Annotated in this window: 28 protein-coding genes and 1 tRNA gene; 23 read left to right on the forward strand and 6 right to left on the reverse strand. The window is 67.9% G+C overall.

The features are described from left to right. Positions 1-60: 60 nt before the first annotated feature. Complete coding sequence (gene rpoC / locus ABD727_RS11785) at positions 61-4,332, forward strand: DNA-directed RNA polymerase subunit beta' (protein WP_344707575.1); 4,272 nt, start codon at positions 61-63, stop codon at positions 4,330-4,332. Positions 4,333-4,458: 126 nt separating this feature from the next. Here the strand turns inward: rpoC and ABD727_RS11790 are convergent, their stop codons facing one another. Continuing rightward, positions 4,459-4,599: an entericidin EcnA/B family protein gene (locus tag ABD727_RS11790; RefSeq protein ID WP_344707576.1), complete on the reverse strand. Its 141-nt coding sequence runs from the start codon at positions 4,597-4,599 to the stop codon at positions 4,459-4,461. A 42-nt stretch (positions 4,600-4,641) separates the two neighbouring features. Then, positions 4,642-4,767, reverse strand: a complete 126-nt coding sequence (locus ABD727_RS11795) for a hypothetical protein (protein ID WP_344707577.1) — start codon at positions 4,765-4,767, stop codon at positions 4,642-4,644. A 146-nt stretch (positions 4,768-4,913) separates the two neighbouring features. Between ABD727_RS11795 and ABD727_RS11800 the strand changes: the two genes are divergently transcribed. The 3 genes from ABD727_RS11800 to ABD727_RS11810 all read left to right on the forward strand — a co-directional run bounded on the left by ABD727_RS11800 (position 4,914) and on the right by ABD727_RS11810 (position 7,007). After that, positions 4,914-4,999 (forward strand) — tRNA-Leu (locus ABD727_RS11800). Between the two features lie 75 nt (positions 5,000-5,074). Continuing rightward, a complete protein-coding gene (locus ABD727_RS11805) occupies positions 5,075-6,679 on the forward strand; it encodes a putative bifunctional diguanylate cyclase/phosphodiesterase (RefSeq protein ID WP_344707578.1) in 1,605 nt (534 codons plus the stop codon). Positions 6,680-6,803: 124 nt separating this feature from the next. Next, positions 6,804-7,007 (forward strand): hypothetical protein, encoded by a 204-nt coding sequence (locus ABD727_RS11810; protein ID WP_344707579.1) that lies wholly within the window; start codon positions 6,804-6,806, stop codon positions 7,005-7,007. On the opposite strand, the gene ABD727_RS11815 is transcribed toward ABD727_RS11810, so the two are convergent. Continuing rightward, positions 7,004-8,341, reverse strand: coding sequence for an MFS transporter (locus ABD727_RS11815; protein WP_344708078.1), 1,338 nt, complete (start codon positions 8,339-8,341; stop codon positions 7,004-7,006). The two genes, ABD727_RS11810 and ABD727_RS11815, sit on opposite strands and share 4 nt — an antisense overlap. A 118-nt stretch (positions 8,342-8,459) precedes the next feature. Here ABD727_RS11815 and pgsA point away from each other — a divergent pair, with 118 nt between their 5' ends. The 3 genes from pgsA to ABD727_RS11830 all read left to right on the forward strand — a co-directional run bounded on the left by pgsA (position 8,460) and on the right by ABD727_RS11830 (position 10,137). Then, complete coding sequence (gene pgsA / locus ABD727_RS11820) at positions 8,460-9,026, forward strand: CDP-diacylglycerol--glycerol-3-phosphate 3-phosphatidyltransferase (protein ID WP_344707580.1); 567 nt, start codon at positions 8,460-8,462, stop codon at positions 9,024-9,026. A gap of 70 nt (positions 9,027-9,096) precedes the next feature. After that, a complete protein-coding gene (locus ABD727_RS11825) occupies positions 9,097-9,396 on the forward strand; it encodes an SCP2 sterol-binding domain-containing protein (protein WP_344707581.1) in 300 nt (99 codons plus the stop codon). A gap of 102 nt (positions 9,397-9,498) precedes the next feature. After that, positions 9,499-10,137, forward strand: coding sequence for a glutathione S-transferase family protein (locus ABD727_RS11830; protein WP_344707582.1), 639 nt, complete (start codon positions 9,499-9,501; stop codon positions 10,135-10,137). A gap of 2 nt (positions 10,138-10,139) precedes the next feature. Here the strand turns inward: ABD727_RS11830 and ABD727_RS11835 are convergent, their stop codons facing one another. Then, positions 10,140-10,964, reverse strand: a complete 825-nt coding sequence (locus ABD727_RS11835) for a LytTR family DNA-binding domain-containing protein (RefSeq protein WP_344707583.1) — start codon at positions 10,962-10,964, stop codon at positions 10,140-10,142. 76 nt (positions 10,965-11,040) lie between these two features. On the opposite strand from ABD727_RS11835, the gene ABD727_RS11840 reads away from it, so the two are divergent. The 7 genes from ABD727_RS11840 to ABD727_RS11870 all read left to right on the forward strand — a co-directional run bounded on the left by ABD727_RS11840 (position 11,041) and on the right by ABD727_RS11870 (position 16,478). Continuing rightward, entirely contained in the window at positions 11,041-11,571 is a 531-nt protein-coding gene (locus tag ABD727_RS11840; RefSeq protein ID WP_344707584.1) for a DUF2306 domain-containing protein, read from the forward strand. A gap of 135 nt (positions 11,572-11,706) precedes the next feature. Next, positions 11,707-12,417, forward strand: coding sequence for a CoA transferase subunit A (locus ABD727_RS11845; protein ID WP_344707585.1), 711 nt, complete (start codon positions 11,707-11,709; stop codon positions 12,415-12,417). Next, the gene (locus ABD727_RS11850; RefSeq protein WP_344707586.1) at positions 12,414-12,950 is read left to right on the forward strand and encodes a Cif family virulence factor; all 537 of its coding nucleotides are present in this window, start codon (positions 12,414-12,416) and stop codon (positions 12,948-12,950) included. The genes ABD727_RS11845 and ABD727_RS11850 overlap by 4 nt, the downstream gene beginning before the upstream one ends. After that, positions 12,950-13,585: a 3-oxoacid CoA-transferase subunit B gene (locus tag ABD727_RS11855; RefSeq protein WP_344707587.1), complete on the forward strand. Its 636-nt coding sequence runs from the start codon at positions 12,950-12,952 to the stop codon at positions 13,583-13,585. The genes ABD727_RS11850 and ABD727_RS11855 overlap by 1 nt, the downstream gene beginning before the upstream one ends. 20 nt (positions 13,586-13,605) lie before the next feature. Beyond that, positions 13,606-15,111: a S41 family peptidase gene (locus ABD727_RS11860; protein ID WP_344707588.1), complete on the forward strand. Its 1,506-nt coding sequence runs from the start codon at positions 13,606-13,608 to the stop codon at positions 15,109-15,111. Then, positions 15,092-15,379 (forward strand): DUF6694 family lipoprotein, encoded by a 288-nt coding sequence (locus ABD727_RS11865; protein ID WP_344707589.1) that lies wholly within the window; start codon positions 15,092-15,094, stop codon positions 15,377-15,379. The genes ABD727_RS11860 and ABD727_RS11865 overlap by 20 nt, the downstream gene beginning before the upstream one ends. Positions 15,380-15,479: 100 nt before the next feature. After that, positions 15,480-16,478: an NADPH:quinone oxidoreductase family protein gene (locus ABD727_RS11870; protein WP_344707590.1), complete on the forward strand. Its 999-nt coding sequence runs from the start codon at positions 15,480-15,482 to the stop codon at positions 16,476-16,478. Positions 16,479-16,492: 14 nt separating this feature from the next. On the opposite strand, the gene ABD727_RS11875 is transcribed toward ABD727_RS11870, so the two are convergent. After that, entirely contained in the window at positions 16,493-17,839 is a 1,347-nt protein-coding gene (locus ABD727_RS11875) for a DUF418 domain-containing protein (RefSeq protein ID WP_344707591.1), read from the reverse strand. 154 nt (positions 17,840-17,993) lie between these two features. Here ABD727_RS11875 and ABD727_RS11880 point away from each other — a divergent pair, with 154 nt between their 5' ends. The 9 genes from ABD727_RS11880 to ABD727_RS11920 all read left to right on the forward strand — a co-directional run bounded on the left by ABD727_RS11880 (position 17,994) and on the right by ABD727_RS11920 (position 24,662). After that, positions 17,994-18,320 (forward strand): DUF1476 domain-containing protein, encoded by a 327-nt coding sequence (locus tag ABD727_RS11880; RefSeq protein ID WP_344707592.1) that lies wholly within the window; start codon positions 17,994-17,996, stop codon positions 18,318-18,320. 4 nt (positions 18,321-18,324) lie between these two features. Continuing rightward, a complete protein-coding gene (locus tag ABD727_RS11885) occupies positions 18,325-18,567 on the forward strand; it encodes a BolA/IbaG family iron-sulfur metabolism protein (protein ID WP_344707593.1) in 243 nt (80 codons plus the stop codon). Continuing rightward, the gene (gene grxD, locus ABD727_RS11890) at positions 18,567-18,881 is read left to right on the forward strand and encodes a Grx4 family monothiol glutaredoxin (RefSeq protein WP_344707594.1); all 315 of its coding nucleotides are present in this window, start codon (positions 18,567-18,569) and stop codon (positions 18,879-18,881) included. Before ABD727_RS11885 ends, grxD begins: the two co-directional genes overlap by 1 nt. A 275-nt stretch (positions 18,882-19,156) precedes the next feature. Beyond that, complete coding sequence (locus tag ABD727_RS11895) at positions 19,157-20,392, forward strand: glycosyltransferase (protein ID WP_344707595.1); 1,236 nt, start codon at positions 19,157-19,159, stop codon at positions 20,390-20,392. 73 nt (positions 20,393-20,465) lie between these two features. Then, positions 20,466-20,870 (forward strand): hypothetical protein, encoded by a 405-nt coding sequence (locus ABD727_RS11900; RefSeq protein ID WP_344707596.1) that lies wholly within the window; start codon positions 20,466-20,468, stop codon positions 20,868-20,870. Positions 20,871-20,907: 37 nt separating this feature from the next. Then, entirely contained in the window at positions 20,908-21,741 is an 834-nt protein-coding gene (locus ABD727_RS11905) for an MBL fold metallo-hydrolase (RefSeq protein ID WP_344707597.1), read from the forward strand. Beyond that, positions 21,729-22,430 (forward strand): DUF4230 domain-containing protein, encoded by a 702-nt coding sequence (locus ABD727_RS11910; protein WP_344707598.1) that lies wholly within the window; start codon positions 21,729-21,731, stop codon positions 22,428-22,430. The genes ABD727_RS11905 and ABD727_RS11910 overlap by 13 nt, the downstream gene beginning before the upstream one ends. 16 nt (positions 22,431-22,446) lie before the next feature. After that, positions 22,447-23,460, forward strand: a complete 1,014-nt coding sequence (nadA, locus tag ABD727_RS11915) for a quinolinate synthase NadA (protein WP_344707599.1) — start codon at positions 22,447-22,449, stop codon at positions 23,458-23,460. 179 nt (positions 23,461-23,639) lie between these two features. Beyond that, positions 23,640-24,662: a fatty acid desaturase gene (locus ABD727_RS11920; protein ID WP_344707600.1), complete on the forward strand. Its 1,023-nt coding sequence runs from the start codon at positions 23,640-23,642 to the stop codon at positions 24,660-24,662. Here the strand turns inward: ABD727_RS11920 and ABD727_RS11925 are convergent. Continuing rightward, positions 24,659-24,928: a YdeI/OmpD-associated family protein gene (locus ABD727_RS11925; RefSeq protein WP_344707601.1), complete on the reverse strand. Its 270-nt coding sequence runs from the start codon at positions 24,926-24,928 to the stop codon at positions 24,659-24,661. The two genes, ABD727_RS11920 and ABD727_RS11925, sit on opposite strands and share 4 nt — an antisense overlap. Positions 24,929-24,979 lie beyond the last annotated feature (51 nt).

The raw sequence follows: 24,979 nt of genomic DNA on the forward strand, positions 1-24,979 counted from the left end.
ACGACATTCCCTCCCCTGGCCCCTCCCGCACGCGGAAGGGGAAAAGGAACGAGAAAACTGATGAACGAGCTGACCAACTTCGCGAACCCGGTGGCCAAGCCGGAGACCTTCGACCAGATCAAGATCGGCATCGCGTCGCCCGACAAGATCCGCTCCTGGTCGTTCGGCGAGATCAAGAAGCCCGAGACGATCAACTATCGCACGTTCAAGCCCGAGCGTGACGGCCTGTTCTGCGCCCGCATCTTCGGTCCGATCAAGGACTACGAGTGCCTGTGCGGCAAGTACAAGCGCATGAAGTACAAGGGCATCGTCTGCGAGAAGTGCGGTGTCGAAGTCACCGTCTCGAAGGTCCGCCGCGAGCGCATGGGCCACATCGAGCTGGCCGCGCCGGTCGCCCACATCTGGTTCCTCAAGTCGCTGCCGTCGCGCATCGGCCTGCTCCTCGACATGCAGCTCAAGCAGCTCGAGCGGATCCTCTATTTCGAGAGCTACGTCGTGGTCGAGCCCGGCCTGACCCCGCTCGAGAAGTTCCAGCTGCTGACCGAGGACGAGCTCCTCGAGGCGCAGGACGAGTATGGCGAGGACGCCTTCTCGGCCGGGATCGGCGCGGAAGCGGTCAAGATCATGCTCATGGAGCTCGACCTCGAGGGTGAGCGCAAGGCGCTGCTCGAGGAGCTCGCGGTCACCAAGAGCGAGCTCAAGCCCAAGAAGATCATCAAGCGGCTGAAGGTCGTCGAGAGCTTCCTCGAGTCGGGCAACCGTCCCGAGTGGATGATCCTCGACGTCGTTCCGGTCATCCCGCCCGAGCTTCGCCCGCTCGTGCCGCTCGACGGCGGCCGCTTCGCGACCTCGGATCTCAACGATCTCTATCGTCGCGTCATCAACCGCAACAACCGCCTGAAGCGGCTGATCGAGCTGCGCGCGCCGGACATCATCGTCCGCAACGAAAAGCGCATGCTCCAGGAAGCCGTCGACGCGCTGTTCGACAACGGCCGCCGCGGCCGCACCATCACCGGTGCCAACAAGCGTCCGCTGAAGTCGCTGTCCGACATGCTCAAGGGCAAGCAGGGCCGCTTCCGCCAGAACCTGCTCGGCAAGCGCGTCGACTATTCGGGCCGCTCGGTCATCGTCACCGGTCCTGAGCTCAAGCTCCACCAGTGCGGTCTTCCCAAGAAGATGGCGCTCGAGCTGTTCAAGCCGTTCATCTACTCGCGCCTCGACGCCAAGGGTCTCTCGATGACCCTCAAGCAGGCGAAGAAGTGGGTCGAGAAGGAGCGCAAGGAAGTCTGGGACATCCTTGACGAGGTCATCCGCGAGCATCCGGTGCTCCTCAACCGCGCGCCGACCCTCCACCGCCTCGGCATCCAGGCGTTCGAGCCGGTGCTGATCGAGGGCAAGGCGATCCAGCTCCACCCGCTGGTCTGCGCCGCGTTCAACGCCGACTTCGACGGCGACCAGATGGCCGTGCACGTCCCGCTGAGCCTCGAGGCCCAGCTGGAAGCGCGCGTCCTGATGATGAGCACCAACAACATCCTCTCGCCGGCCAACGGCAAGCCGATCATCGTGCCGTCGCAGGACATGGTGCTTGGTCTCTACTATCTCTCGATGGAGAAGGACGGGGAGCCGGGCCAGGGTTCGCTGCTCGCCGACATGACCGAGGTCCACCAGGCCCTCGCCGCCGGTGTCGTCACGCTTCACTCGAAGATCGTCAGCCGCGTCCCGCAGACGGACGAGGCCGGCAAGACCTACATGAAGCGCTTCGAGACGACCCCGGGCCGGATGCTGCTCGGCGAGACCCTCCCGAAGAGCCACAAGGTGCCGTTCGAGACCGTCAACCGCCTTCTCACCAAGAAGGACATCGGCGACGTCATCGACGAGGTCTACCGTCACACCGGCCAGAAGGACACGGTGCTGTTCGCCGACGCCATCATGGGCCTCGGCTTCCGCCACGCGTTCAAGGCCGGCATCTCGTTCGGCAAGGACGACATGGTCATCCCGCAGGCGAAGGATCCTCTCGTCGAGGAAACCCGCGCGCTCGTGAAGGACTATGAGCAGCAGTATCAGGACGGCCTGATCACCCAGCAGGAAAAGTACAACAAGGTGATCGACGCCTGGTCGCGTTGCGGCGACCGCGTTGCGCAGGAGATGATGAAGGAAATCTCCGCCACGCCGAAGGGCGAGGACGGCCGCGAGCGTCCGGTGAACTCCATCTACATGATGGCGCACTCGGGTGCCCGTGGTAGCCAGGCGCAGATCAAGCAGCTCGCCGGCATGCGCGGCCTCATGGCCAAGCCGTCGGGCGAGATCATCGAGACCCCGATCATCTCGAACTTCAAGGAAGGCCTGACCGTCCTTGAATACTTCAACTCGACCCACGGCGCCCGCAAGGGCTTGGCCGACACCGCGCTCAAGACGGCGAACTCGGGCTACCTGACCCGCCGTCTCGTCGACGTGTCGCAGGACGCCGTGATCATCGAGGAGGATTGCGGCACCGACCAGGCGCTCGAGATGCGCGCCATCGTCCAGGGCGGCAGCGTCATCGCCTCGCTCGGCGACCGCGTCCTTGGCCGCACCACGGCCGAAGACGTCGTCGATCCGAAGAGCGGCGAGACGATCATCTCCGAGGGCGTTCTGCTCGACGAGGCGATGGTCGCCAAGCTCGAGGCCGCCAACCTCCAGGGCCTCAAGATCCGCTCGCCGCTGGTCTGCGCCAGCCGCCAGGGTGTCTGCGGCAAGTGCTACGGGCGTGACCTCGCCCGTGGTACGCCGGTGAACATCGGCGAGGCGGTCGGCGTCATCGCCGCCCAGTCGATCGGCGAGCCGGGCACCCAGCTGACGATGCGGACCTTCCACATCGGCGGCGCGGCCCAGCTCAACGAGCAGTCGAACCTCGAGGCTCCGGTCGACGGCACCATCGAGCTGCGCGACATGCCGACGATCACCGACCCGCGCGGCCGGCACATCTCGCTGTCGCGTTCGGGCGAGATCGCGATCCTCGACATGGACGGGCGCGAGCTCTCGACGCACCGCATCCCGTACGGCGCCCACCTGCTGTGCGAGGGCGGTCACATCGTCTCCAAGGGCGAACGCATCGCCGAGTGGGATCCGAGCTTCAGCCCGGTGATCACGGAGAAGGCCGGTACCATCAAGTACCAGGACCTGACCGAGAACCGCACCATGTCCGAGCAGACCGACGAGGCGACCGGCATCAGCCAGCGCGTCGTCACCGAGGACATGGCCAAGTCGAAGAAGGAGGATCTGCGTCCGCGCCTGACCCTGCTCGGGGACGGTGCCCAGGAAGCGGGCGTCTATCGTCTCGCCGCGGGTGCCATCGTGGCGGTCGAGGACGGTGCCACCGTGGAAGCCGGCGAAGTGCTCGCCCGCATGCCGCGTGAAGCCGCCAAGACCCGCGACATCACTGGTGGTCTGCCGCGGGTGGCCGAGCTGTTCGAGGCGCGCACTCCCAAGGAGAATGCGATCATCGCCAAGGTCTCGGGCCGCGTTCAGTTCCTCAAGGACTACAAGGCCAAGCGGAAGATCGCGATCGTCCCCGAGGACGGCGGCGAGCCGGTCGAGTATCTGGTCTCCAAGTCGAAGGTGATCGATGTCCAGGAAGGCGACTACGTCAAGCGCGGCGACAACCTCGTCGGTGGTTCGCCCGATCCGCACGACATCCTCGAGGTGCTCGGCGTCGTCGCTCTGGCCGAATATCTCGTCACCGAGATCCAGGAAGTCTATCGACTCCAGGGCGTGAAGATCAACGACAAGCACATCGAGGTGATCGTTCGCCAGATGCTGCAGAAGGTCGAGATCACCGACGACGGCGACACCACCCTCCTCAAGGGTGAGCAGGTCGATCGCGAGGAGATGGACGAGATCAACTCCAAGCTCGGCAAGGGCGAGCGTCCGGCGGTTGGCAAGCCGATCCTCCTCGGGATCACCAAGGCGTCGCTCCAGACCCGGTCGTTCATCTCGGCGGCCTCCTTCCAGGAGACCACCCGGGTGCTCACCGAGGCCTCGGTGCAGGGCAAGATCGATACGCTCAACGGCCTCAAGGAGAATGTCATCGTCGGCCGCCTCATCCCGGCGGGTACCGGCGCGGGCATGAACCGGATGCGGGTTGCGGCGTCGAGCCGTGATGCCTCGCTCCGGGCCGCGCAGCGCAAGCTCGCTGACGCGCTGGTCGCTCCGAACAGCGCCGAGGAACTGCGTGCCGCCGAGAATGCCCAGTCGAACCGCGATGCCTCGGCGTCGCCGTCCGACCCGCTGGGCGAGGTGGTCACCAGCGGCACCGGCAGCGATGCCGACGCCGGCGACTATCTGCAGGACTAAGCGCCAGCCTCCCCTTCCGCCGTGTGCGGGAGGGGAGCCTGCCGGCCTCGGCCGGACCAAAGGCAGACAAAGAAAAACCCCGCTGGCTCGTCGCCGGCGGGGTTTCTCATGTCAGCCGTGGATGCCTTAGCGGCAGTTCTGGCCGTTGATCGTGTTCTCGGTGCAGTTCGCAGCCGAGTTGAGATCCTGAGCCGCGCCCCGAACGGTGTTGCAGGCCGCAAGGGCCAGCGAACCGCCGATCAGGGTCAGGGTCAAAAACTTGCGCATGGGTCTACTCCGTTAAACAACCGAAACGACCCATGCCTCGGATCAGGTGTTCTTGTCGACGGTGTTGGCGACGCTGTTCACGTCAGCCGCCGCACCCCGAACCGTGTTACAAGCCGCGATGCCGAGCGAGCCGGCGATCAGGGCCAGGGTCATTACCTTGCGAACCATGCTGTTCTCTCCTGTCTTGCGGCTGAACGAACGCGAGACTCGCGGCGCGGGTCCATGACGGAGGCGTTATTTTCTCGCTGACCGACTGCGGCGTGGTGCGGCGCTTGACCGGGGCGACGCGCGCGAGGCAAGTCGTCCGCCCGGATGCGGACGTGGCGGAATGGTAGACGCTGCCGACTTAAAATCGGCTTTCGGGAACGAAGTGCGGGTTCAAGTCCCGCCGTCCGCACCAACTCGTGAATTTCCGTCGCGCTAAACAACCGTATTGGAGCAAATTGTTAAGGGGCTGGACTGTAAGCCCTTTCCCATGCCCGGTTTGCTTAAGCTCGGTTCCGCACGCCCGCGCCTCGCCATTGAAGGCGCGGAGCTGCTGATGATCGTCTTCCTGCTGAGCGCCGTCAGTGCCTTCATCTTCAATGGCAGCTCGCTGCTCCAGCTGGTCGCCGCCGACCGCACCGCCAGCTTCAACACCTCGGTCCAGGTCGCCGCCTCCGCGCTCGTCCTCAATGTCGCGCTGATCCTGTTCGGCTGGCGTCGCTATGCCGACCTCCGCCAGGAAGCCGACCGCCGGGCCGACGGCGAGCGCCGCGCCGCTTTGCTCGCGGCAAGCGACAGCGTCACCGGTCTCGCCAACCGCAAGGGCTTCGCCGACGGGGTCGAGCGCCTCTGCCGCGACACGCTCGATCCCGATCATTGCCTGGTCATCGTCAGCCTGCAGATGCAGCGCTTCAAGCGGATCAACGATCGCCACGGTTACGACCTCGGCGACGCATTGCTCCGCGAGATCGCCGGCGCGATGCGCGAGAGCGTGCCGCCGGCGGGGATCATCGCCCGCCTGTCGGGCGACGAGTTCGCGATCGCCGCCTGCGTCCGCACCGCGGACCTTGCCTCGGCCGAGGTCATGGCCGAGTGCCTGCTCCGAGACGTCAGCCGCACCTACGACATCGGCGGCACCTTCGCCCAGGTCGGCGCCTTCGCCGGGATCGCCAGCGCGACCCCGGGGACCGCCTGCCGCGCTTCCGACCTCCTCCGCCGGGCCGACATCGCGCTCGACCATGCCCGAAGCGCGCGCGCCGCCCGTCCGACCTGGTTCGACCATGGCATGGAGCGGGCGTTGATCGAGCGCGGCGAGCTCGAGCAGGCGATCAGGGTCGGCATCGAGCACGGACAGTTCGTACCCGTGTTCGAACCCCAGATCGACCTTGCGACCGGCGCCATCACGGGCTTCGAGTTGCTCGCCCGCTGGCACCATCCCAATCGCGGGATCCTCAGCCCCGAGCTGTTCATCCCCGTCGCCGAGGAAATCGGCGTCATAGGCGCGCTGTCCGAGTCCGTCATCGCCCAGGGCCTCGAGGCCGCGCGCGAGTGGGACGCCGCGCTCAGCCTGTCGGTCAACATCTCGCCCGCGCAGCTGTCGGATCCCTGGCTTGCCCACCGCCTTGTCCGCCTCCTGACGGAGCATGCCTTCCCGGCCGAGCGGCTGGTGGTCGAGGTCACCGAAAGCTCGCTGTTCAGCGACCTAGACCTTGCCCGCAGCCTGGTGCTCAGCCTCCGCAATCAGGGCGTCCGGCTCGCCCTCGACGACTTCGGCACCGGCTTCTCGTCGCTCTCGCACCTGCGCTCGCTGCCGCTCGACTTCATCAAGATCGACCGCAGCTTCGTCGCCTCGATCGCGGTCGACCGCGAGAGCGCGGCGATCGTCCGCGCGGTGACCACCCTCGCCCAGGCGCTCAACGTGCCCGTCACCGCCGAGGGCCTCGAGGATGCCGAGACGCTCCAGCGGGTCGTCGCGCTCGGCGCCACCACGGGCCAGGGCTGGTTCCTCGGCAAGCCGCTCAGCGCCGAGGCGACCGGCGAACTGCTCGCCCGGCGAAGCCTCGAACTGGTCTCGGACGCCCGCCAGATCGGCTGACGCAACGGCGCTCCACACTCGCCGGGCGCAGCTTCCGTTCCCGCCATCCCACTTCAGGACAGTCGGCAACCGCCTGTCCGCGCCTCCCGTTTGCGCATGGTAAAAATCGCGTTAAGGTTTTGCCATGCCTCGTTCGACAGCCGTCGTCCTGCCCTACTCGGTCCGCCTCGGCGGACCCCATCCGATGCGCTTCGGCACCGGCCGGCGCTGGCTCCTCGGCCTCGCCGAGAAGCTAGATCGACTGCCGTCGGGATTGAGCGACGACGCCCGGCTGTTCCTCGGCACCTATGCCGCCGGCTTCGCCGCGGTCAGCCTCTACCTCGCCTAGGGGTGACCCGCCGCAAGGCAGGCGCGATGGAGCTTCTTGCCGAGAAAGGCTGAGACGAGCGTCCCGGCGACCACCAGCAGCAGCGTCTGCTCGACCGACACGCCGACCTTCAGAAGCAGATATTGCAGCACCGTCGCGCCGACCATCGCCCCGGCATTGACGATGTTGTTGGCCGCGACCGTCCGCGCCGTCTCCGACTTGGGCACGGTGGTCGTCAGGAAGGCGTAGAGCGGGACCACGAACATGCCCCCGAACAGCGCGACGAAGAACAGGCTCGCGACCACCGGCCAGCCGGTCGGCTCGGCGAGGAACTGCCGGGTCCCGACCAGCTCGGGGAAGGGCGACCAGGCCGCGCTCAGCAGGTAGAGGGCGAACACCGAGACGCCCATCAGCAGCGCGCTGATCGGGGCGAAGCGCGCCGACACCTCGCCGCCGAGCAGGCGGTTGATGACCAGCGATCCCGATGCGACCCCGACCGAGAAGATCGCCAGGAACAGGGTCGCGACGCTCTGGTCGCCGCCGAGCACGTTCTTGACCAGCGGCGGGAACTGCGCCGCGAGCACCGCGCCCATCGCCCAGAAGAAGCTGATCGCCATGATCGCGACGAACAGGCGCGGCACGTGCATGGTCGCCCTGACGAGGCCGAGCGAAGCCCGGACGATATGCCAGTCCATGCCCGGCCGCGGCAGGTCGGGATCGTTGATCGTCCCGCTGTCCTCGGTCGAGGGCGGCGCGGCGGGCACGAACTGGCCCGCGATCTTGCCAAGCACCGCCACCACCAGCACGCCGACGGCGGCATATTCGGCATGGTAGCGCCCGCCCGCGTCCTGCACGACCAGCAGCCCGCCGAGAATCGTGCCGCCGAGGATCGCGATATAGGTACCGGCCTCGACCAGGCCGGTGCCGCCGAGCACCTCGTCGCTCCGCAGGTGCTGCGGAAGGATGGCGTATTTGATCGGCCCGAAGAAGGTCGAGTGGATGCCCATCGCCGCCAGCGCGACCAGCATCAGCGGCACGTTCAGCAGCAACAGCCCCGCTGCGCCGAACAGCATGATCCCGATCTCGGCGGTCTTCACCCAGCGCACGATCCGCGCCTTGTCGGTCGCGTCGGCCAGCTGCCCCGCCAGTGCCGAGAGCAGGAAGAAGGGCAGGATGAACAGCCCGCCCGCGACGGCGGAGAACATCGCCTCCTGCTCTTCCGAGCGATAGATGCCGTAGATGACCAGCAGGATCATCGCGGTCCGGAACAGATTGTCGTTGAAGGCCCCCAGGAACTGGGTGACGAAAATCGGCAGGAAACGCTTCGTTCCGAGCAGGTGCGTGACGTTCTGGATCAATGCCTTACGGGTCCCGGATGGAGCGATCGTCAAAGCGGCTTAGCGGTGGCGACCACGAACTCCAACCTCGACCGCTTTGGCTTGGCGGGTTTCATCGCTAAGGATGCCCGGGTCCATGCTGTCGCTGCCCAATCTCCTCACCCTGTCGCGCATCTTCGCGGTGCCGATCCTGGTCTTCCTGCTGTGGACCCCGACGCCGGTCGACTATCTCGTCACCTTCGTCCTCTACTGCATCGTCGGCATCACCGATTATTTCGACGGCTACCTCGCCCGCGCGCAGGGGCGGATCAGCCGGCTCGGCCAGTTCCTCGATCCGATCGCCGACAAGATCATGGTCGCCGCGGTCATCATGATGCTGGTCTCGAGCCGCCAGGTCGGCGCCGAGCCGATCATCCATGGATTCCACATCGTGCCCGCGCTGGTCATCCTGCTGCGCGAGATCATCGTCTCGGGCCTTCGCGAATTCCTCGCCCCGCTCCATGTCTCGATGCCGGTCAGCAAGCTCGCCAAGTGGAAGACCACCTTCCAGCTGGTGGCGCTCGGCGCGCTGATCCTCGCCGGCGCGACCCCGCAGGTCTGGTGGGTCCATGCGACCGGCCTCGTCAGCCTGTGGGCGGCCGCGATCCTCACCGGGGTCACCGGCTGGGACTATCTGAGGATCGGCCTCAAGCACATGGACTGAGGGCAGCCTTGCCCCGCCCGGCCATGCCCGTTACCGCCTTACCTACAAATTTGTCAGGAGGATTGCCGTCATGACCAAGCAGGAACTCGTCACCAAGATGCAGGACGCCGGCGCGTTCGTCCCGGGCAAGAAGGTCCGCCTTCACTTCGGCGACCAGGGCGCGATCCTGCTCGACGGGCAGGCCAGCCAGGTCACCGAGGACGCCGACAGCCCCGCCGACACCACCATCAAGGTCAACTGGGACGACTGGCAGTCGATGGCCTCGGGCCAGCTCGACGGAATGACCGCCTTCATGACCGGCAAGCTCAAGGTCGAAGGCGACATGTCGAACGCGATGCAGCTCCAGGGCGTTCTCGCCAAGCTTCGCTGAGCGATGCCGGCCCCGGTCAAGACCGGGAGCCAGTATCTTCTTCCTGCCGAACAGGAACAAACGCACGGGGCTCCTGCTTTCCTGAGGAGAACAGGAGACCCCATGCTGAAACTCTATTATTCCCCCGGCGCCTGCAGCCTCGTCACCCACATCGCCCTGCACGAGGCGGGCGCCGAGCATGAGGCGGAGCGGCTCGACTTCGCCAGCGGCCAGCAGCGCAGCCCCGACTATCTCGCGATCAATCCGCACGGCCGGGTCCCGGCGCTGGTGACCGACGAGGGCACCATCACCGAGAATCTCGCCATCCTCGGCTATCTCGCCGACCGCTTCGGGGCCGAGGGCACCATCCCGCGCGGCGACGCCTACCGCACCGCCAAGGCGATGCAGCTCCTCAGCTGGCTGAGCGGCACCGTCCACGCCACCGCCTTCGCCGCGCTGTTCCGCCCCGCCCGCTTCACCGCCGACGAGACGCTCCACGCCGGGATCAAGGAAGGCGCGCACGCCGCCCTCACCAGCCACTTCGTCGAGCTGGACGATCTGTGCGGCGAGGGCTGGCTCGTCGGCGACAGCTTCACCGCCGCCGACAGCTATGCCGCGGTCTTCTACCGCTGGGCCCGCGCGGCCAAGTTCGACCTGTCGCTCTACCCGCGCTGGACCGCGCTCGTCGGCCGGGTGGTCGAGCGCCCGTCCTTCGTCCGCGCGATCGAGCATGAAGGCCTCGCCATCACCCAGTTCGCCTGACCTCAGATCCAGCCGGCGTCCCTGAGGGCGCCGGCCCGGTCGCGCGCCACCGGCGCTTCGAGCCCGCCCTTAAGCCGCAGCACCAGTCGGCGGCCGTCGCGTTCGCGGCCTTCGACCGCTCTTCGCGCCACCCACCAGCTGCGATGCACCCGAAGACCGTCGGTCCCTGCCAGCTCGCGCTCGGCGTCGGCCATCCGCATCAGGATCAGCAGGCTCCGGCCGTCCGGCCCGTGAGCGCGGACATAATGATCCTCCATCTCTAGCGCGTGCAGCTCCCCGCCCCAGTCGGCCGGGAGGCGATCGAGAAAGGGTGACGGCGGTGACGGCGGTTGGCTGGCCGTGCCGTCGGGTGGCCGATCGGTCTCGACCTTCCGCTCGAGGCTGACGAACAGAAGGGTGATCAGAGCTCCGACCAGCGCGACATTGAAATAGAGCGGCGCAAGCGCATCGAGCGGGGGAAGCCCGTCGCGCAGGCCGCCGCCGAGCCAGCCGATCGCGAGCGTCGCCGGAACGGCCCCGACCAGCACGGCCCCGCCGATCGCCGCCATCCGCGGCAGTTCGAGCGTGCGTGCCGCCCACTCGCCCAGCCAGACGATCGGCCGGAACACGGCAAAGCCGACCAGCACCGCCGGCAGCCAGTAGCCGAGCCGCGCCCCGAACCCGCCCTCGGCGAAGCTCCCGAAGGGTCCGAGTGCAGCGAGGACGACCGCAGCGAGCAGGACCAGCGCAAGGCTGATCAGACCCCTCCGGAACCACTGCCGTGCCTGCCCCTGCCCGTTCACGCTTCGCGAACCGTCCCTTGCCACCGCCGACGAACTAGCCTGCACGACTAGCGTATGCGCACTTGCTGGCAAGACGACCGGACCCGAACCTCCGTGGCGACCCGTGCCAGGAGCCGAACCGATGACCAGTGCCACCCTCCCCCTGCCGTCGTCCCGGCGCCCGCTCGACGAACGGGCCGCGGTGCGCTTCGCCATCGCGCTTGGCGCCACGCTACTGACCACGGTCGTCCTCTACGGCGTGATACGCTGGCTGTCGGGGGTCGCCCCCGCCACCCCCTGGGTGCGAAGCACCGCGCTCGCCCTCCATCTCGTCACCGTCATTCCGGCGATCCCGCTCGGCGCCTATGTCCTGCTCGCCCGCAAGGGCGACCGCCGCCATCGGACCCTCGGCAGCCTGTGGCTCGCGCTGATGCTGGTGACCTCCGTGTCGACCATCTTCATCCGCAACCTCAATCACGGCGACTTCAGCGCCATCCACCTGCTCACGCTGCTGAGCCTCGTCGCCATCCCGCGCGCGATCATCGCCGCCCGCCGCCACGACATCGCCGCCCATCGCCGTCACCTCCTCACCTTCTACACCGGCTCGATGCTGATCGCCGGCTTCTTCACCTTTCTCCCGGGCCGCACGATGTGGCAGTGGGCGTTCGGCTGAGGCGGCCGCCCACCCGTCCACTTCCTTCTTGCTCCCGCGCCCGCCCGCCCGCATCAAGACCGCCACGACGTCCCGAGTGAAGTTGAAAGATGATTCAACTTTGCCTAGTCGTGAGCGTGAAACGGTGGAGTGACGATGGCCAAGAAGATCTATCCCGATGCCGCGGCGGCGCTCGACGGACTGCTCCACGACGGCATGACCATCGCCGCCGGCGGCTTCGGCCTGTGCGGCATTCCCGAGCGACTGATCGACGCGATCGTCGCCAGCGGGGTCAAGGACCTCACCGTCGCCTCCAACAATGCCGGCATCGACAATGAAGGCCTCGGCAAGCTGCTGCGCACCCGCCAGATCGCCAAGATGATCTCGTCCTACGTCGGCGAGAACAAGGAGTTCGAGCGCCAGTATCTCGCCGGCGAGCTCGAAGTCGAATTCTGCCCGCAGGGCACGCTCGCCGAGCGGATGCGCGCCGGCGGCGCGGGGATCCCGGGCTTCTACACCAAGACCGGAGTCGGGACGAAGGTCGCCGAGGGCAAGGAAGTGAAGAGCTTCGACGGCGAGGAGTATATCCTCGAGCGCGGAATCCGCGCCGACCTCGCGATCATCAAGGGCTGGAAGGCCGACGAGGCCGGCAACCTCGTCTTCCGCAAGACCGCCCGCAACTTCAACCAGCCCGCCGCCACCAGCGGCAAGATCTGCGTCGCCGAAGTGGAGGAGATCGTGCCCGTCGGATCGCTCGACCCCGACGCCATCCACCTTCCCGGCATCTACGTGAAGCGCCTGATCCTCGGCGCACCCTACGACAAGAAGATCGAATTCCGCACCGTCCGCCAGCGGGAGGCCGCATGACCCTGATCCTCGCCGCCGCGCTCGCCGCGCAACTCCCGCAGGGCGTCAGTCCGCCCAGGCCGGTGATTGTCGCGACACAGGGAACGCCTGCCGACGATCGCGCCCGCCGCGAAGACATGGCAATCCGCGAGGCGGTCGCCGGCGTCTACGCCGTCATCTCCGGTCCGGCCGGTCAGAAGCGCGACTTCGCCCGGATGAAGAGCCTGTTCACTCCCGACGCGCGGCTCTACGCGGTCGGTGGGCGCGGGCTGCAGGGCGGATCGCTTGACGATTATATCGCGAAGAACGGCGACTCGCTGACCAGGGTCGGCTTCTCCGAGCGCGAGCTGACAAGTCAGGTCCAGGTCTTCGGCAACGTCGCGCAGGTCTGGTCGTCCTATGCGGGCACCAGCAGCGATGGCAGCGTCAACGTCCGCGGAATCAACAGCTTCCAGCTCGCTCGCCAGCCCGATGGCCGCTGGCTGGTCCATTCCATCCTGTGGCAGGCCGCCAACCCGCAGCTGCCCCTCCCCCCGTACATGGAGCGTCGTTAATGCCCTGGTCCCGTGACGACATGGCCGCCCGCGCCGCGAAAGAACTGCGCGACGGCTTCTACGTGAACCTCGGCATCGGCATTCCGACCCTCGTCGCCAATCACATTCCGCAGGGGCTCGAGGTCACCCTCCAGTCCGAGAACGGGATGCTCGGCATCGGCCCCTTCCCCTATGACGACGAGGTCGACGCCGATCTCATCAACGCCGGCAAGCAGACCATCTCCGAGCTTCCCTCGTCGAGCTATTTCAGCTCGGCCGACAGCTTCGCGATGATCCGCGGCGGGCACATCGACCTGACCGTCCTGGGCGCGATGGAGGTCAGCCAGGACGGCGACATCGCCAACTGGATGATTCCGGGCAAGATGATCAAGGGCATGGGCGGGGCGATGGACCTCGTCGCGGGCGTCAAGAAGATCATCGTCGTGATGGAGCACACCAGCAAGAACGGCGATCCCAAGTTCATCCCCTCCTGCACCCTGCCGCTGACCGGCAAGAATGTGGTCGACATGATCATCACCGATCTTGCCGTCTTCCAGCGCCCGGATCATTCCAGTCCCTTCCGGCTGCTCGAAACCGCGCCGGGGGTGAGTGCGGACGAAGTGAAGGCGAAGACGACGGCCAGCTATCTGAGCTGAGGGCCGGCAAAGGGGGGAGCATGAAGGGACGGATTGGCGCAGCGGCACTAGCGTTCCTACTAGCCTCCTCGGTCGCATCCGCCGCACCTCCGGCCGAGCGTGACTGGAGCGAGGCGCTCGCCCGCGACGCCCAGGCCCTCCACGACGACCTCGCCGCCAATCATCCCGGCGCGGTCAACAGCCTCGACCCCGGGTTCAACGCCAACAATGATCGCCAGCTCAAGCTCGCGCTCGAGCGGGCGAAGAGCGCGCGAAGCTACGCCGACTATTTCTTCCCGCTGCGCATCTACGTCTCCTCCTTCGACGACGGCCATCTCGGCTTTGGCGCGCTCGGCAACACGCCCAACGACCTGCGCTGGCCCGGCTTCGCCACCCGCTACGACGGGCGAGGCCGGATCGTGGTCGGGACCAGCGAGCCGGAAAGCCCGGTGCCGCAGGGCGCCGAGCTGCTGTCCTGCGACGGGATGAGCGCAAGCCGCTATGCCGAGGCGACGCTCGGGACCATGTGGGGCCGCTGGTCGCTCGAGGCGCAGCAGCAGCGCATGGGCGCCTTCCTGTTCATCGACGAGAGCAGCAACCTCATCCCCAAGGCGAAGGAATGCACCTTCGCCATCGCCGGGCAGAGAAAGAGCATTCCCTTGTCCTGGCAACCGCTTGCCCTCGACCGGGTCGGGCCGCTGCTCAACAGCCTCCAGGGGCGCCGGAGCCGCGACTTCGGCGAGCGGACGCTGCCTGGTGGTATCCGCTGGCTGGCGATGCCCTCCTTCGACGGCGACCCCGCTTCCGCCGCCGCCAAGGCGCTTCCGGGGATGATCGCACGCGCACGCTCGGATCGCGCCGCGATGCTCGCCGCCCCGGCGATCGTCCTTGACCTGCGCGGCAACGGCGGCGGCTCGTCCGACTGGTCGCGGCAGCTTGCGGTCGCCCTGTGGGGTGAAGGCGCCGAGGACAGCCTTCCGCCCGGCCCGACCGTCGAGGTCGATTGGCGCGCTTCGCCCGCCAACCTCGCCGAGATCGCCAACGGCTATGCCGAGCGCCGCGGAAGCGAGGGCTTCTCCGCGCCCGTGGACAACTGGTACCGCTCGGTCATTGCCGGCCTCGGCGTGGCCGTCGCCCGCAAGCAGGCGCTTTGGCGGCACGTCGATTTCGATGCCTCCGGGCCATCCGCCGCCAGCAGCGAAGGAAAGCGGCCGACGGCGCCCGCGCTAGCGCGCCCGGTTCGCCCGATCTACGTCCTGACCGATTCCTCCTGCGCCTCGGCCTGCCTCGACGCGCTCGACCGGTGGACCGCGCTCGGCGCCATCCAGATCGGCCGTCCGACCAGCGCAGACACGCTCTACATGGAAATCCGCGACCGCACCCTGCCCTCGCGCCTGACCAGCATCAGCGTGCCGATGAAGGTCTATCGCGGACGCAAGCGCGGCTCCAACCAGCCGGCGATGCCCGTGCATCGCTTCGACGGCGACATCAGCGACACCGCCGCGCTCGAGACCTGGGTGACGAGCCTTGCCGCCGCGCGCCGCTAGCCTCCTCCTCCTCGCGCTGCTGCTTGCCGGTTGCGCCGATCCGCCGCCGACCACCATCGACGGAAGCTCGCCCGAGGCCTTCGCCGCCTCGACCAGCGCGGCCCGCGAGGAGCTGCCCGTCGCCGACCGCCTTATGTTCGATCGCGCCCTCGCCTCGGTGCCCGCCCGGCGCTACTCGTCTGGCGACCCCGAGCAGCTCCGCCGAACCACCTTCGACGGAATGACCGCCGCGCAGGTCGTCGACGACCAGCGCCGCCGCTCGCGCTGAAACGTCGCCCGGGCTTGACCCGGGACGCGCCAGCCTCTCACTGCAGCAGCGACAGGCGGGCGGGCGCGACGGCGCTCGCCGGCACGACGAGGAGAGACAGATGCGCGCATTGCTTTCGCAGGCCCCCGGCGGGCCCGACACGCTCCAGCTGGCCGAGCTCCCCGATCCCGTGCCGTCCACCGGCGAGCTGCTCGTCCGGGTCCATGCCGCCGCGATCAACTATCCCGACGTCCTGATCATCGAGGACAAGTATCAGATGCGCCCGCCGCGGCCGTTCGCGCCCGGCGGCGAGATCGCCGGCGAGGTCATCGGCATCGGCGAGGGCGTTACCGGCTGGTCGGTCGGCGACCGGCTGATCGCCGTCCCGGGCTTCGGCGGCCTGGTCGAGAAGATCGTCATCCCCGCCGCCTCCGCCTTCCGCCTGCCCGAGAGCCGCAGCTACACCGACGGCGCCGCCCTTCTCCTCACCTACGCCACCTCGATCCACGCCTTGTGGGACCGCGGCCAGCTTAAGGCCGGCGAGACCCTTCTGGTGCTCGGCGCGGCGGGCGGGGTCGGGCTCGCCGCGGTCGAGCTCGGCAAGGCCCGCGGCGCCCGCGTGATCGCCGCCGTCTCGAGCGAGGACAAGGCTCAGGCCGCGCGCGACGCCGGCGCCGACGAGGCGATCGTCTATCCGCGCGGACCCTTCGACAAGGACGCCAGCAAGGCGCTCGCCGAGCAGTTCAAGGCCGCTGTCGGCCCCAAGGGCGCCGACGTCATCTACGATCCCGTCGGCGGCGATTATTGCGAGCCCGCGCTCCGCGCCATCGCCTGGGAAGGCCGCTACCTCGTGGTCGGCTTTCCTGCCGGAATCCCGAGGCTCCCGCTCAACCTGACGCTCCTCAAGAGCTGCAATGTCTGCGGCGTCTTCTGGGGCGCCTTCGCCGCGCGTGACCAGGCCGCCAACCAGGCCCATGTCGAGGAATTGTTCGCGCTTTGGGACGCCGGCAGGATCAGCCCGCGAGTCAGTGCCACCTACCCGCTCGAGCGCGCCGGCGAGGCGATCGCCGCGATGGCCGCGCGCCAGGTCATCGGCAAGCTGGTGGTCGAGATCGGCTGACCACTCGCGAGAAGCTATTCCGCCGGCTGCGCCCGTCCTTCCAGCCGCGCGCGCCGGAATGGCTGGCGCTGCTGGTAGGCGAGGCTCTTCCACAGCCATTCCATCGGCCCGTTCTCGAAGCGGCGCATCCACAGCACCGCCGCGACCAGTTCGAGCGCGATGACGATGGCGGCGACCAGCGTCATGTCGGCCATGCCCCAGCGGCCCGCCAATCCGAAGCCCCAGGGCGCGAACACCACCCACATCATCAACAGCGACGTGAAGAGGTAAATGCTGAGCGGCATCTTGCCCGCCGCGGCGAAGGGAGCGAGCAGCCGTCGCCCGAGCGACGCTCGAAGCGCCAGATGGACGAGCCCGACATGTCCCAGCGTCACGGCCAGCCTGGCGATGTCCTCGAACATCCGCTGCCAGTGGATCCCGGGCTGGAATGTCAGCCGCTCGGCCCACAAGGTGCCCCTCAGGCTGAGCCCGACCGCGTAGCCGACCACCAGCAGCGCCGCATAGGTGCGCGTGCTCGCCTTCCCCTGGATGATCCCCCATTGGTAGAGCGCCATTCCGATCAGCATGGTCGCCAGGATCTCGCCTTCGATCTGCCAGAAGAAATTGCTCATCACCATCAGCCAGCCGTCCCGCTGGAACGCCCAATAGGCGCCGAAGCTTGAGCGCCGCGCCTGGTCTGCTGCCTCGATGCTCTTCATCTTGTCCGGGCTCGCGGCGGGCAGGCTGCTCCGGCGCAGGTCGCGCGCCTTCTGCTCCTCGACCTTCTTCGAATCGGCCTCGCTCAGCGTGACCCCCGACGCGGCTTGGGCGGCAAGCTGCTCGACCTTCGCGCGCTCGGTCACCGCGCTGCGATATTCCATGGCTCCGACGGTCATCAGCGCGGCGATGATCAGCGCCGCCCAGCCGAGCTGGCCCCGTGGGCCGGTCCTGCGGAAGGGGAAGAGGAAGATGGCGGCGATGCCGTAGACCAGCAGGATGTCCCCCATCCACATCAGCAGCAGCGCGTTGGCCAGCCCGAACAGGATCAGCCACAGGTTGCGGCGATAGTGGAGGTCGGCGACCTCGACCGGCCCGTCGGGCGTCATTGCGCGCCTTGCCATGATCATGATGCCCGCGCCGAACAGCAGTTCGAGCAGGCCGCGCTGGGTCCCCTCCAGCGTCACGTGAAGGATCAGGGTCGCCCAATAGTCGGCGGGCGTCCAGCTTGGATGGCGAAGCTCGAACAGCGGCGGCCCGCCATATCCGCCCATCCACGAGATGTTCATGAGCAGGATCAGCAGGATCGCGAGGCCCCGCAGGATGTCGAGCGAGGGAATGCGATCCCCTTCGGCAATTCGAGAGATGCCGTTCGTGTCCATCATTGCCTCCCCTTCGAGCAATGCCGGTAAGCATGAATGATGAACCCGTAACGACATGGTGGCAAGCAGGGCGCGCGGAACACGCGAGTCGTCCCGACATTGCCCTTGGCCCCGCCGGGCCCTATCTCCCGTTCACCATCCGGACGGGGAGTTTTACGTGACCACCTTCGACGATCGCGAGCGGGCCTTCGAAACCAAGTTCGCGCATGACGAGGAGATGCGCTTCCGGGTCATCGCGCGTCGCAACAAGCTGCTCGGCCACTGGGCGGCCGGCCTCATGAAGCTCTCCCCGATCGAAGCCGAGGCCTATGCCAAGGACGTGGTCCGCGCCGACTTCGAGGAAGCCGGCGACGAGGACGTCATCCGCAAGCTGCTCGGCGACCTCACCGCTGCCGACATCGAGATCGACGACGCCGCCATCCGCCAGGCGCTCGCCGACCAGACGGTCGAGGCCAAGCGCCAGTTGATGGAAGCGAAGGGCTGATCCGATGCCGATGGCCGCTGCCGACATCGAGGCGCTGATCCGCGCCGCCCTTCCCGATGCCACGATCGAAATTCGCGACCTGCGCGGTGACGGCGATCATTATGCCGCAAGCGTGGTCAGCGCGGCCTTCGCCGGAATGCCCAAGGTCCGGCAGCACCAAATGGTCTACAAGGCGTTGGGTGGTCGAATGGGCGGAGAGCTGCACGCCCTCCAGCTGACCACCGCCGCCCCCCAAGGAGTGAAATGATGAGCGACGCCAGCCAGCGCATCGACGCATTGGTCAAGAACAACGACGTGGTCCTGTTCATGAAGGGCACCGCGCTCTTCCCGCAGTGCGGCTTCTCCAGCCGCGCGGTGGCGATCCTGGACCATCTCGGCACCCCCTATGAGACGGTCGACGTGCTCGCCGACCAGGAGATCCGGCAGGGTATCAAGGCCTACAGCGACTGGCCGACCATTCCGCAGCTTTACATCAAGGGCGAGTTCGTGGGCGGTTCGGACATCATGATGGAGATGTTCGAGAACGGCGAGCTCCAGGGGCTGCTCGCGCCGCAGGCCTGAGCGCCGTCGCGCACGGTTCGAATCGAAACAGAAAGGGGCGGCGAAGCGGGACCAGAAACCGCTTCGCCGCCCCTTTTGCTTGGCGTGGAACCAAAGTGGACGACTTCTGGTAAGCAGCCCCCGTGCCATTTCTCGCAGAATGCCGTTTTTCCGCCATTCTGTCCGACACGCGTCCGCCGGAAGCCGCGCAACCTGTCAGAATTTCCGACAGGCAGGAGCATCAACTCACCTCGCGCAGTGGACAGTCCGCGCAAGGCCGCGCATGGCCCGCTCCCGTGAACCTCGCCGCCCATCCACTCGGGACCGAACGCCCGCTTCTTCTCGCCGACCTGACCCAGAGCTGGTCGGCAGTGGGCGGCGGCGTCGGCACTTACCTCCGGCACAAGCGCGAGCACATCCTCGAGCACACCCCGCACCGTCACCTGATGATCCTGCCGGGCGAGCATGACGTGGTCGAGGAGAGCGACGGCGGACGCGCGATCACCGTCTGGCTGCGCAGCCCGCACGTGCCTTTCAGCCCCAACTACCGGCTGCTCCTTCGCAACCGCTCGGTCCGCAAGGCGCTCGCCGCCTACCGGCCCGACGTGATCGAGTGCCAGGACGCCTACAACCTTCCCCATGCCGCGCTGAAGCACCGCGCGGCCTATCCCAAGACCGCGCTGATCGCCGGCTACATGACCGACTTCCCGACGGTCTATGTCGCCCGCCCGCTGTCGCGCTTCCTCGGCCACGGCATCGCCGATCGGCTCGGCCGGCTCAGCTACGACTATTGCGGCCGGCTCTACCGCCAGTTCGACGCCGTCTATGCCTTGTCGGAGAATGGCGGCGCCCGCTTGCTCCGGAGCCTCGGGGTCGAGGATGTCCAGATGCTCCCGCTCGGGGTCGAGCTCGACGACTTCGGCCCCGACCGCCGCGACCCCGCCCTCCGTTCCGAGCTCGGGCTCGCCGACGACCAGCCATTGCTCATCTACGTCGGGCGAATGGACATCGAGAAGCGCCCCGACATCGTCGTCGACGCCTTCCGCCAGCTCCCCGAAAGCCTCGGCGCCAAGCTCGTCATCCTCGGTCAGGGCCCGCAGAAGGAGCAGTTCGAGGCGCTCGGCGATCCGCGCATCCTTACCCCCGGCTTCGTCACCGACCGCACCGTGCTTGCCCGCTGGCTGGCGAGCGCCGACCTCTATGTCTCGGCCATGCCCAACGAGACCTTCGGCGTGTCGGTGATCGAGGCGCAGGCCTCGGGTCTTCCGGTGGTCGGGGTCAACGGCGGCGCGATGCCCGAGCGCGTGCTTCCCGGCATGGGCCGCCTCGGACCCGTCGGCGACAGCGCTGCCATGGCCGCCAACATCCTTGAGGTGCTCGGGCAGGACCATCGCGCGATGGGCGAGAAGGGCCGGACTTGGGTGTCGGCCGAATATAGCTGGCAGCACAGCATGGAGCAGCTGCTCGGCACCATCATCCCCCATGCGCTCGCCAAGGCCGCGAAGCGCGCCGCCGCCACAGTGCCCGCCTGACCCCTGTTCACCCTGCGTTTATGCGCCGGGTAGTTGATCGTCGTCGCGACGCAACCAAGAGGGGGTTTCATCGATGCTTACGACCATGCTGCTGATCGCCGCGCAGGCCGCGCCCGTACCGCCTGCGCCGCCGGCTCCGCCCGCCGAACGCGTCGAGCGGATGATCGTCGTCCATGAAACCGGCAAGGCGGGCACCGGCGCGCCGACCATCGTCCGGCGCGGCGACAAGGTCGAGATCGGCGGCTGCGGTTCCGAGCGCCGGTTCGAGACCGACGCCGAAGTCACCCGCGAGGGCCGCAAGGAGAAGACCCGCATCCTTCTCTGCTCCAAGGGCGACGAGAGCGACGTCGCCTGGGTTGAGCGGCTCCGCTCGGCGGCCAAGCGGATCGAGGCCGACGACAATCTGTCGCCCGAGGCGCGGACGCGGGTCGTCGCCGCGATCAACGAGGCGATCGCCAAGGCGCCCGTCCGCGAGTGAGTTGCATCGCCGGGCCGGCTCTGGTCTGAGCGGACCGGTGACCCACCCGCCCGGCATCCTCGAGCCGCTTGGGCCTGGCCTTGCCCGGCTGCTCGCGCCCAATCCCTCGCCCTTCACCGGCGAGGGCACCTGGGTGCACCTGATCGGAAGCGATCGGCTCGCCATCCTCGATCCCGGCCCGGCCGATCCGGCGCATCTCGACGCGATCGTTGCGGCGATCGGCGGGCGGCCGGTCGAGGCGATCCTCGTCACCCACACGCACCGCGACCACAGCCCGGGCGCGGCCCCGCTCTCGGCCGCAACCGGCGCTCCCGTCTGGGGCTGCGCGCCGCTCGCCATCCCCGGCGACCAGGAAGCGGGCTTCGATCCGGACTATGCTCCCGACCGGGTGCTCGCCGACGGCGAGACGGTCGCGCTTGCCGGCACGAGGATCGAGGCTGTCCACACCCCCGGCCACACCTCCAACCACTTGTGCTTCGCGTGGGAGCACCGCCTGTTTAGCGGCGACCATGTGATGGGCTGGTCGACCACCGTGGTCATCCCGCCCGACGGTCACATGGGCGACTATATGGCGAGTCTGCAGAAGCTCCAGCGGCGCTCCGAGACGCTCTTCCATCCCGCCCACGGCGAGCCGGTCGAGGATCCGCAGCGGCTGCTCCGCGGTCTCCTCACCCACCGGATCCAGCGCGAGCGCCAGTTGCTCCGCCTCGCCGGCGAGCAGCCCGGCACGGTCGAGGAGCTCACGGGCCGCGCCTATCCCGCGCTCGACCCGCGCCTCGTCCCCGCCGCCCGAGCCACCGCGCTCGCGCATCTCATCACGCTGGAGGAGCAGGGCCGCGTCGACTGCGTTCAGGGCATATGGAAGGTTTGAAACGCTACTGGCCGCTGCTGCTGATCGCCGCGATGATCCTCGGCGCGCTCTTCTGGTGGCGCGCGGAGCAGGCGAAGGAACGTCGCGCGGAGGAGGAGCTCGCGCAGGCGCAAGGGATCGTCCGGGTCCTCTCGCAGACCTTCTCCAACCGCGCCGCGCTCAAGGTCGGCGAGATCAACGGCACGCTCGACGTCACCACCGTCGATCCGGGCGCGGTCCCCTTCCTCCGCTCCTCGCAGAAGGCGACCGTTCCCTACAGCGTCGGCTACACGCTCGACCTGCGCGATCTCGGCGCCGACGACTATCGCTGGGACCCGGCCGCCCGAACGCTCACCATCCGGGTGCCGCTGGTCGCCGCCGAGGCTCCCAACATCGACGAGGCCAACCGGGCGGTCGCCGGCACCAGCGGGCTGTTCGTCACCCGCGGCGCCTCGGCCAACCTCGCCCGCCGCGCCTCGCAGCTCGCCACCGCCAAGGCGGGCGAGGTCGCCGAGGAGCCCGCCAACCTCGCACGCGCGCAGGCCAATGCCGAGAAGGTCGTCGCCGACCTCGCCCGGGCCCCCCTCGAAACCGCCGGCCTCGGCCCGGTCACGGTCCGCGTGGTCACCCCCGCCGCCGGGGTTCGCGACGGCGAGCGCTGGGACGTCAGCCGCTCGATCGAGCAGGTGCTGGCGGATCGGCAGCGCTGAGCCTATCTCCGCTCCCATGACCGCACACAGCAGCCTTGCCGGCCTCGACCTGCTCTCCGAGATCAAGCGTCTCAAGGAGGAGCGGAACGCCGTCATCCTCGCGCATTACTATCAGAAGCCCGAGCTTCAGGACCTCGCCGACTTCGTCGGCGACAGCCTTGACCTCAGCCGCAAGGCCGCGGCGACCGATGCCGACGTCATCGCCTTCTGCGGCGTCCGCTTCATGGCCGAGACCGCCAAGATCCTCAGCCCCGACAAGACCGTCATCCTGCCCGACATGGACGCCGGCTGCAGCCTCGAGGACAGTTGCCCGCCCGACCAGTTCGCCGCCTTCCGCGCCGCGCACCCGGACCATATCGCGCTGACCTACATCAACTGCTCGGCGGAGGTGAAAGCGCTCAGCGACATCATCGTCACCTCCTCGAGCGCCGACGTCATCCTCAGCCAGATCCCGCTCGACCAGAAGATCATCTTCGGCCCCGACCGCCACCTCGGCGGCTATCTCGCGCGGCGGACCGGGCGCGACATGCTGCTGTGGCCGGGCATCTGCATCGTCCACCAGGCCTTCAGCGAGACCGAACTGCTCAAATTGAAGGCGCAGTACCCGGACGCGCCCGTCGCCGCGCACCCCGAGTGCCCGCCGCACATCGTCGACCATGCCGACCTCGTCGGCTCGACCCGCGCCATCCTCGACTTCGCCGTCGCCTCGCCGGCCGAGGTCATCCTCGTCGCGACCGAGCCGCACATCATCCACCAGATGGAGAAAGCGGCGCCGCACAAGACCTTCATCGGCGTCCCGGGCGGCGACGGCAACTGCAACTGCAACATGTGCCCGTACATGGCGCTGAACACGCTCGAGAAGCTCTACGTCTCCTTGCGTGACCTCGAGCCGCGGATCGAGCTTGCGCCCGACCTCATGGACAAGGCCCGGCTCCCGCTCGAACGCATGCTCGAGATGGCCGGCCGGACCGTCGGCAAGGGCGACGTCGGGCGGCCGATCGTTCCCTTCCGCGCCGAGGGCGAGCAGTGATCGCGACTTTGCTCGCGGCAAGCTCCGGGCAAGCTTCTGCCATCTAGAAGGAACCATGAGACCCCGCCCTGCGCTCGGAAGGAGTGAGGGGTCTCACCAGTTGGGCAGCGCTCCTTCCACCAAGCGCCGCCGACGCCGAACGCCACGCCGGTAGTCACGCGCGGCCAGGATATTCTCTTTTGCACGAACCGACCTCGACCCCCGCCGACATTGATCCCAAAGCCGTGCTCCGGCAGGTCGCCGCCTTCCGTGAGCCACGGACCGGCCGAAGCCTGTTCGAGCTGGCGGTCACCGTCCTTCCCTTCGCCTTGCTGTGGGCGGCGATGTGGGCGAGCCTCAGCGAAGGCTATTGGATCGGCCTCCTCCTGACCATTCCGGCGGGCGGCTTCCTCCTCAGGATGTTCCTCATCCAGCACGATTGCGGCCATGGCGCCTTCTTCTCGCGCCAGTGGGGCAATGACTGGCTGGGGCGCTTCCTCGGCGTCTTCACCCTGACGCCCTACGACTATTGGCGCCGGAGCCATGCCACCCACCACGCCACCACCGGCAACCTCGAGCTGCGCGGGGTCGGCGACATCGACACGCTGACCGTCTCCGAATATCGCGCGCTCTCACCGGCCGGGCGGCTGCGCTACCGCATCTACCGCAACCCGATCGTCCTGTTCGGGATCGGCCCCGCCTACCTCTTCATGCTTCGGCACCGGCTTCCGGTCGGAATGATGCGCGGGGGCTGGCGTCCGTGGGCGAGCGCGCTCGGCACCAACGCGGGCATCGCCGTGTTCGCCGGGCTGCTCATCTGGGCGATGGGCTGGAAGCTGTTCCTGATGATCTTCCTTCCGACCACCCTCGTCGCCGCCTCGCTCGGGGTCTGGTTCTTCTACGTCCAGCACCAGTTCGAGCAGACCCACTGGTCGCCCCGCGACGAATGGTCGTTCCACGAGGCCGCGCTCCACGGCAGCAGCTATTACGTCCTTCCGACCGTGATCCACTGGTTCAGCGCCAACATCGGCATGCACCATGTCCATCACCTCGCCAGCCGAATCCCCTTCTACCGGCTGCCCGAGGCGATGCGCGAGGTCCCGGTCCTCACCCGGATCAGCCGACTGACCGTGCGCGAGAGCTTCCGCACCGTCCGCCTCGCGTTGTGGGACGACCGCGCCCGCCGCCTGATCTCCTTCCGCGAGGCGCGCGCCACGGCCTAGCCCTTGCCGCGCTCGCGGTGCGGGCAGCCCGGCCAGCAGCATGGCCGGCGCTTGCCCTCGCCCAGTGACTCCATTCCCCAGGCAACCCGCTTCACCCGCGTTTCCGGCTTCTTGGGGCTGGTCACCCAGCAGATCCACTCGTTTCGCGCGAGCGGCGTGATCGCGGCCCAGGTCGCCGCCGTCGCCGGCGCGTTCCGGAGCGCCTGCTCGAGATCGTCAGGCAGCGCGTGCACCGTGCCCCCGGCAAGCTCCTCACCTGTCGCCATCTGAAGACCTTTCCATGCCGCGCTCGTCGCCGCAAACTTATCTTAGCAACC

This window comes from Sphingomonas swuensis (genome assembly GCF_039538045.1).
GTDB lineage: Bacteria > Pseudomonadota > Alphaproteobacteria > Sphingomonadales > Sphingomonadaceae > Sphingomicrobium > Sphingomicrobium swuense.